The following is a 460-nucleotide window of genomic DNA, read 5'->3' on the forward strand; positions in this document are numbered from 1 at the left end:
TTCCTGGGGGGGATCCATGCGGTTGTCACGAAATTCATGGCGGTATTTTAGCCACTTGTACTGCCCTTACACCTGTTCCAACCCTAGCTACCTCCCCGGGCACCAGCATGTTTGTGGGCCCGTCCCGCCTGCTGCCCGGGCAGGGCACGAGGGGTTTGGCAAAAAAAGAAGCCGCCGAGAAGCCTCGGCGGCTTTGGAATTGAATGTGTCACGAACTTACAACGTCCAGCGCAGAGCCACCTGCACCGCGTTGAGCTTGCCGGAAAGATCCGCAAGGTACGGGGTCACGTCGTTGAAGTCCACGTAGGAGTACGAGAGCAGGCCTTCCAGCCCCTGGGAGATCCGGGTGAGCGCGGTGAAGTTCACATCCCACCGCTTGGAATCCAGGTTGGAGTAGGTGTGGGCTTCGGTGAGGTCGTAGTTGGAATCAATCAAGCGGGCCAGGACCTCTTCCGGCACG

At 59.3% G+C, this 460-nt stretch carries 1 pseudogene; it reads right to left on the reverse strand.

Annotated features, from left to right (window positions below):
- Positions 1-216: 216 nt before the first annotated feature.
- Positions 217-460 (reverse strand): annotated as a pseudogene (locus EG19_RS13825) (GSU2204 family CXXCH-containing (seleno)protein); the annotation flags it as partial.

This window comes from Thermoanaerobaculum aquaticum (genome assembly GCF_000687145.1).
Classification (GTDB): domain Bacteria; phylum Acidobacteriota; class Thermoanaerobaculia; order Thermoanaerobaculales; family Thermoanaerobaculaceae; genus Thermoanaerobaculum; species Thermoanaerobaculum aquaticum.